The sequence below is a fragment of the Methyloversatilis sp. genome, from assembly GCF_030696805.1.
In the GTDB taxonomy this organism is placed as follows: Bacteria; Pseudomonadota; Gammaproteobacteria; order Burkholderiales; family Rhodocyclaceae; genus Methyloversatilis.
Genome location: NZ_JAUYRO010000123.1, coordinates 1 through 4,700 on the forward strand (window position 1 = coordinate 1; position 4,700 = coordinate 4,700).

At 57.9% G+C, this 4,700-nt stretch carries 13 protein-coding genes; 10 read left to right on the forward strand and 3 right to left on the reverse strand.

Going from position 1 to position 4,700, the window contains the following annotated elements; translation table 11 throughout:
* The 5 genes from Q8R75_RS19735 to Q8R75_RS19755 all read left to right on the forward strand — a co-directional run.
* Window positions 1–249: transposase (locus Q8R75_RS19735; protein WP_305663832.1), on the forward strand; the 249-nt coding region annotated here is incomplete at its 5' end.
* Window positions 250–483: 234 nt separating this feature from the next.
* On the forward strand, window positions 484–795 hold the full coding sequence (locus Q8R75_RS19740) for a type II toxin-antitoxin system RelE/ParE family toxin (protein WP_305612456.1): 312 nt from the start codon (window positions 484–486) through the stop codon (window positions 793–795).
* The gene (locus Q8R75_RS19745; RefSeq protein WP_305612458.1) at window positions 779–1,093 is read left to right on the forward strand and encodes a helix-turn-helix domain-containing protein; all 315 of its coding nucleotides are present in this window, start codon (window positions 779–781) and stop codon (window positions 1,091–1,093) included. Before Q8R75_RS19740 ends, Q8R75_RS19745 begins: the two co-directional genes overlap by 17 nt.
* An 88-nt stretch (window positions 1,094–1,181) precedes the next feature.
* On the forward strand, window positions 1,182–1,406 hold the full coding sequence (locus tag Q8R75_RS19750; protein ID WP_305612460.1) for an addiction module protein: 225 nt from the start codon (window positions 1,182–1,184) through the stop codon (window positions 1,404–1,406).
* Window positions 1,403–1,696: a type II toxin-antitoxin system RelE/ParE family toxin gene (locus Q8R75_RS19755; protein WP_305612462.1), complete on the forward strand. Its 294-nt coding sequence runs from the start codon at window positions 1,403–1,405 to the stop codon at window positions 1,694–1,696. Before Q8R75_RS19750 ends, Q8R75_RS19755 begins: the two co-directional genes overlap by 4 nt.
* 98 nt (window positions 1,697–1,794) lie before the next feature.
* Here Q8R75_RS19755 and Q8R75_RS19760 read toward each other — a convergent pair whose 3' ends face one another.
* Complete coding sequence (locus tag Q8R75_RS19760) at window positions 1,795–2,049, reverse strand: Txe/YoeB family addiction module toxin (protein ID WP_305612464.1); 255 nt, start codon at window positions 2,047–2,049, stop codon at window positions 1,795–1,797.
* Complete coding sequence (locus Q8R75_RS19765) at window positions 2,046–2,297, reverse strand: type II toxin-antitoxin system prevent-host-death family antitoxin (RefSeq protein ID WP_305612466.1); 252 nt, start codon at window positions 2,295–2,297, stop codon at window positions 2,046–2,048. Before Q8R75_RS19765 ends, Q8R75_RS19760 begins: the two co-directional genes overlap by 4 nt.
* Window positions 2,298–2,520: 223 nt before the next feature.
* On the opposite strand from Q8R75_RS19765, the gene Q8R75_RS19770 reads away from it, so the two are divergent.
* From Q8R75_RS19770 to Q8R75_RS19780, 3 genes are all read left to right on the forward strand, one after another.
* On the forward strand, window positions 2,521–2,748 hold the full coding sequence (locus tag Q8R75_RS19770) for an addiction module protein (RefSeq protein WP_305612468.1): 228 nt from the start codon (window positions 2,521–2,523) through the stop codon (window positions 2,746–2,748).
* Window positions 2,745–3,038: a type II toxin-antitoxin system RelE/ParE family toxin gene (locus tag Q8R75_RS19775; RefSeq protein WP_305612470.1), complete on the forward strand. Its 294-nt coding sequence runs from the start codon at window positions 2,745–2,747 to the stop codon at window positions 3,036–3,038. The genes Q8R75_RS19770 and Q8R75_RS19775 overlap by 4 nt, the downstream gene beginning before the upstream one ends.
* 117 nt (window positions 3,039–3,155) lie before the next feature.
* Complete coding sequence (locus Q8R75_RS19780; protein WP_305626151.1) at window positions 3,156–3,431, forward strand: hypothetical protein; 276 nt, start codon at window positions 3,156–3,158, stop codon at window positions 3,429–3,431.
* Between the two features lie 266 nt (window positions 3,432–3,697).
* On the opposite strand, the gene Q8R75_RS19785 is transcribed toward Q8R75_RS19780, so the two are convergent.
* Complete coding sequence (locus Q8R75_RS19785) at window positions 3,698–3,868, reverse strand: hypothetical protein (protein ID WP_305663833.1); 171 nt, start codon at window positions 3,866–3,868, stop codon at window positions 3,698–3,700.
* Window positions 3,869–4,193: 325 nt separating this feature from the next.
* On the opposite strand from Q8R75_RS19785, the gene Q8R75_RS19790 reads away from it, so the two are divergent.
* Together Q8R75_RS19790 and Q8R75_RS19795 are read left to right on the forward strand one after the other, a co-directional pair.
* The gene (locus Q8R75_RS19790; RefSeq protein WP_305663834.1) at window positions 4,194–4,385 is read left to right on the forward strand and encodes a PLD nuclease N-terminal domain-containing protein; all 192 of its coding nucleotides are present in this window, start codon (window positions 4,194–4,196) and stop codon (window positions 4,383–4,385) included.
* A gap of 168 nt (window positions 4,386–4,553) precedes the next feature.
* The coding region (locus Q8R75_RS19795) for a transposase (protein ID WP_305663835.1) at window positions 4,554–4,700 on the forward strand (147 nt) is incomplete at its 3' end.

Genomic DNA, 4,700 nt, shown 5'->3' on the forward strand with positions numbered 1-4,700 from the left:
TTCCGCGGCAAGCGCGATGGCAGCGCATTGCACGCCGAGCGGATGAAGCGGCGCATCGATTCGGACCAGGGCAAGCAGATGATCGGCGCGCGCTTTGCCACGGTCGAACCGGTGTTCGGTAACCTGCGGCACAACAAGCGCCTCGACCGCTTCACGTTGCGCGGGCGTACGAAGGTCAATGGGCAGTGGAAGCTCTATTGCATGGTGCACAACATCGAAAAGCTCGGGCACCATGGGTACGCGAATTAGGTAAGCTGGCAGGCAGGGAACCAGCCCGATCAGGTCACGCAGTAGCCGCCCTGTGAGGGCGTCAGGAGACGAAGATGAGACCGCTGAACCGGGATTGATGCGATGAAGAGTGAATTGAAGCCGGCAATGGCCGGACGCAGCAACTTGCCCCGAAATGGGGTTTTTCTACAGCGTCGTTGGGCGTCTTGAGGCGGCTCGCTAGACACATATACGCCCCAGGCGTATAGTCGGTAAATGCTCACCGTTGTCGAAACCCTCCTCTTCCAGCGTCAGTGGCCCATGTACTGGACTGAAGAAGAAAGAGGAGCTTTCGCTGCCTATATCGCGGAGCACCCTACTGCCGGAGATGTCGTGCCCGAATCCGGTGGCATTCGCAAAGTCCGCTGGAGTCGAGCAGGTAAGGGCAAATCCGGTGGTGTTCGGGTGATCTACTTCACTCGCACAGCCGAAGGTGAAGTTGTCTTACTCACGCTGTACGCCAAAGCGAAAACAGACAACCTCACTGGCCAAAAGTTAAAGGAGATTCGCCGTGCCCTCGAAGAGTAAACCACTGACCAAAGCTGAACTTGCAGCCTACGAAGCCAAACGCGATCTCGCGGCTGAGCTTCTGCAATCCGTGAAGGAAATGAAGGCTGGGCAAGTTCACGTTGTGTCCTCGCCCGTTATTGAAGCACGCCAGAAGACCGGCCTGTCTCAGTCGCAGTTTGCAGCGCTCATGGGCGTTTCCGTCCGAACGCTACAAGGGTGGGAACAAGGTCGCAAGCAGCCTAGCGGTGCGGCCCGTACTTTGCTGGCCATCGCGAGCACCAATCCGAAGGCATTGTTGGCGGTAGCAGGTAGGTAGTCCTCCTTGCACGAGACGCCCAACCCTTCAATCGAGAGGACGTGCCCCTGCAAGCCGGGTCATGCCTTTCATTCCCAGGAGTATCACCATGCCCACCCCGCTAGCATCAATCGAAGCCGAAGCCCTCCTGTTGTCACCTGAAGATCGCGCCGTTCTAGCCGATCACCTTCTCGCAAGTTTGGCTACCGAGCGTGAAGTCGAAGACGCCTGGGCGGTAGAGGTTGAGCGTCGCATCATCGAAGTTGAGGCTGGCCGCATGTCAGTGTCTCCAATCGAGGAAGCAATTGCACGCGCCAAGCAATCGCTTCAGTGAAGATATCTATCGCCGCCGCGGCGGAAAGCGAACTCATTGCGATTGCTCGCTTTTATGCGCAGCAGTCGAATGTCGAGCTTGGCTTTGCATTTATCGCCGAGTTTGAGCGCTCCGTAGAGTTGCTCCGCATGCAACCAAAGCTGGGCGCACCTTGGCGCGGCTCCAACCGTCGCATGCCACTTCGCCGCTTTCCGTACAGCATCGTCTACTTGCTGCTTCCTGAAGAAATCCGAGTCCTTGCCATCGCCCATCAGCGTCGCAAGCCGGGCTACTGGAGCGGTCGCCACTAAAGTCGTGGAGGCCTCGGCGCAGAGACGCCCAACCGTTCAATCGAGAAGACATGCCCCGGCAAGCCGGGTCATGCCTCTCATCTCAAACGTTGGGCGTCTCAGTAGTGGTATCGAAGCTGTGCAAGCAGAAGAGAACCGCCCTCAATCTTGTAAACCATTCGGTGCTCGTCATTGATGCGCCGAGACCAGTAGCCAGAGAGTGCGTGCTTGAGCGGCTCAGGTTTTCCAACTCCAGAGAACGGCTCACGCTTCACTTCAGCAATAAGCTTGTTGATCCGCTCAACCATTTTCTTGTCTTGCTTCTGCCAGTAAAGGTAGTCTTCCCATGCCTCGTCAGCGAAGATCAGTTTCACTTGGCCAACTTTCGCTCTACCCCCTTGCCGGCGCCCAACTGCGCAGTAGCAGAAAGCAAGCGCTTGGCATTGGCGGGGTTACGCAGCAAGTAGGCAGTCTCTTCAAGAGCTTGGTAGTCTTCCAAAGAAAGCATCACAACCGCCTGTTCGCCGTTGCGCGTAATGATCAATGCCTCGTGGTCTTCGCAAACGCGATCCATTGTCCGAGCAAGGTTTGCACGAGCTGAAGAGTAGGTAATGGCATCCATGGCAGTCCTCCTGATAAGTACATTTTATTGTACAACTCAAGAGAAGGCGTGTCCATCGCGGGCAGAGACGCCCCAACCCTTCAATCGAGAGGTCGTGCCCAGGCAAGCCGGGTCACGCCGCTCATCTCAAACGCTGACCGTCGTCAGCCTAGGCCGGCATTGAGCTGAATCGGACTTGTGGCAAGCTACGCGAACTACCGGGCTCAGGCCCTAGGACATGCCCATGACCATTACTCTTGAAACCCTCCAGGCAGAAGTATTGCGCCTATCGCCCGCCGATAGAGCCAAGTTACTTGATCGCCTGATCGCCAGCCTAGACGTGGACGCCGGCGCTGAAGCTGCCTGGGACAAGTTGGCCGACGAACGCGAACAAGAGCTTGTAGCTGGCGCTGCTGCCGCCGTGCCGCTTGACGTTGCCATCGCGAGGCTCGAAGCCCGTTTCCCTGGGTGAAAGTAACTCTTCACCCGGCAGCCGAACAAGACATCCACGAAGCAGCCGCCTTCTACGAGCGGGAAGGCACGCCCATAGTGGCGGCCCGCTTCGTTGCCGAGTTCAAGCGGCTCGCAACATTGCTCCTTGAACATCCGGAAATCGGCTCGCCACGCTCGAATGGCCGGCGCGGTTTCTCCATGAGCGTCTTTCCGTACACCATCATCTATCGCGCGAGCGCCAGCGAAATTGAGATCCTCGTTGTCAAACACGACAGCAAGCGCCCGGGGTCTGGCGCAAGACGCTCGTAGCCGCAGCGCAATCCGACGCCCAACATGGCGCTCAACCTCGCTCCCTTCGGTCGCTGGACGCTGCGCGATGAAGCCGCGCAGCGCCGGTGATTTCAAACGTTGGTACTCACGGAACCCATGACTCCAGCGCCCGACCCTTCAACCCACCCGCTCAGCCGTGCTGAGTGGCGCGAGTGGCTGGTGGCAAACCACTCCCGGCCTGCGGGCGTATGGCTCGTGTCGTACAAGAAGGCCACGGGTAAGCCTTGGGTCGACTATGACGAAGCCGTCGAAGAAGCATTGTGTTTTGGCTGGGTGAATAGCAAACCCAACAAGCTCGATGCCGAAAGAACCCCGCTGTGGTTCGCACCCCGTAAGGCGGGAACCGGATGGTCTCGTCCGAACACGCTGTGAATCGAACGCATGACACACGCCGGACTCGAGCGCGCCAATCAATGGCGCCCAAAACCCGCCAGTGAGGCCTGACCTCTCATTCAAGTGGAGCGCCAACGGCCGGCCGCCAGAACCGGTCTGGCGGGACGCGTTGCATGATCTCCAGCACGGGACGGGTGTCCCGCCGTCGTTGTTTGCGTGGCTCGAACGCCAGGCGTCAGGTGGTGGTACCGCCCAACGCCCACCAGGCGCTCACTGCGTCGTAGGCCAAACGTCTGGAACGAGTCCTATGAAGAATCCTTGGCGCGAGTTCGAGAAACCGCCATCATGATTCCGAGTCCCAGCACGATGAGGCAAGCAATGCCCACATAAACTGCAGCCACTCCAGCAGCGGTCAGTCCCCAGGCCATGCCGCCCACGACCAACGCCAAGCCAAAGATAAAAAGCAAAAATGACACGCTGATTCCTCTCAAGTTGCCAGAACTGTTGTTCCAGATCTGGCTGACTTTAGGCGTGAACGTCGCTCAAGCGTGCAGGAGAAAGCCCGGGCAAGCGTAGGTTTGGGCCTACCGCAACGACGGAGATCGAATCGAACAGCGCATCCTTTGATTTTTCGAGCAAGCGAGGAAGAAACCGTTTTCACGCAGGTGAACAAATGACGCTGACCCTACCGTCGAGGACTTGCCCCGGCAACCGGGTCGAGCCTCCCGTTCCAAACGTCAGGGCGCACATGAACGAGACGCAGGGATTGGCAACTACGGTGAAACCGAAAAGGAAACAAAAATGACGAACTTCGGATACAACGGCTTCTGGGGGCTCCTGATTCTTATCGGAGATATCTGGGCGATTATCAATATTCTTCAAAGCTCCGCATCGAACGGGAAGAAGCTGGTCTGGATAATCGCCGTGGTGCTGCTGCCGGTGCTGGGCTTGATCCTCTGGTTTTTCCTCGGGCCACGGGATCGCAAGACGTAAGCTGGATACTGCGCCGGTAGAGAAACCCGATTCATCGAGTTGTTCTACCGCGTCGTGAGGCCCCACAGTCCCCGAACGTCGATGAACTCACTCCTCATGCCCCCTGAGTCAGACTAGTTGTCGCCTCGTTAGAATCATCAAACCGGGGGCGATAGTGGAAGAAACAAAGTGGCGAGATACGGACAAGCTTTCAAGGACAAAGCTGTTGGGCGGCTGTTGCCGCCGGAGAGTGCATCACTGGAAATGGTTGCACGAGATCTGAGCATCTCGGCGGCGACGTTGGAGCGTTGGCGTGCGGATGCGCTGTCCAGGCCC

Excerpts from the sequence above, each read along its gene's own strand:
- Q8R75_RS19780 (WP_305626151.1), top strand. The coding sequence starts at position 3,156 with ATGACTCCAGCGCCCGACCCTTCAACCCACCCGCTCAGCCGTGCTGAG.
- Q8R75_RS19750 (WP_305612460.1), top strand. The coding sequence starts at position 1,182 with ATGCCCACCCCGCTAGCATCAATCGAAGCCGAAGCCCTCCTGTTGTCA.
- Q8R75_RS19740 (WP_305612456.1), top strand. The coding sequence starts at position 484 with ATGCTCACCGTTGTCGAAACCCTCCTCTTCCAGCGTCAGTGGCCCATG.
- Q8R75_RS19790 (WP_305663834.1), top strand. The coding sequence starts at position 4,194 with ATGACGAACTTCGGATACAACGGCTTCTGGGGGCTCCTGATTCTTATC.
- Q8R75_RS19765 (WP_305612466.1), bottom strand. The coding sequence starts at position 2,297 with ATGGATGCCATTACCTACTCTTCAGCTCGTGCAAACCTTGCTCGGACA.
- Q8R75_RS19770 (WP_305612468.1), top strand. The coding sequence starts at position 2,521 with ATGACCATTACTCTTGAAACCCTCCAGGCAGAAGTATTGCGCCTATCG.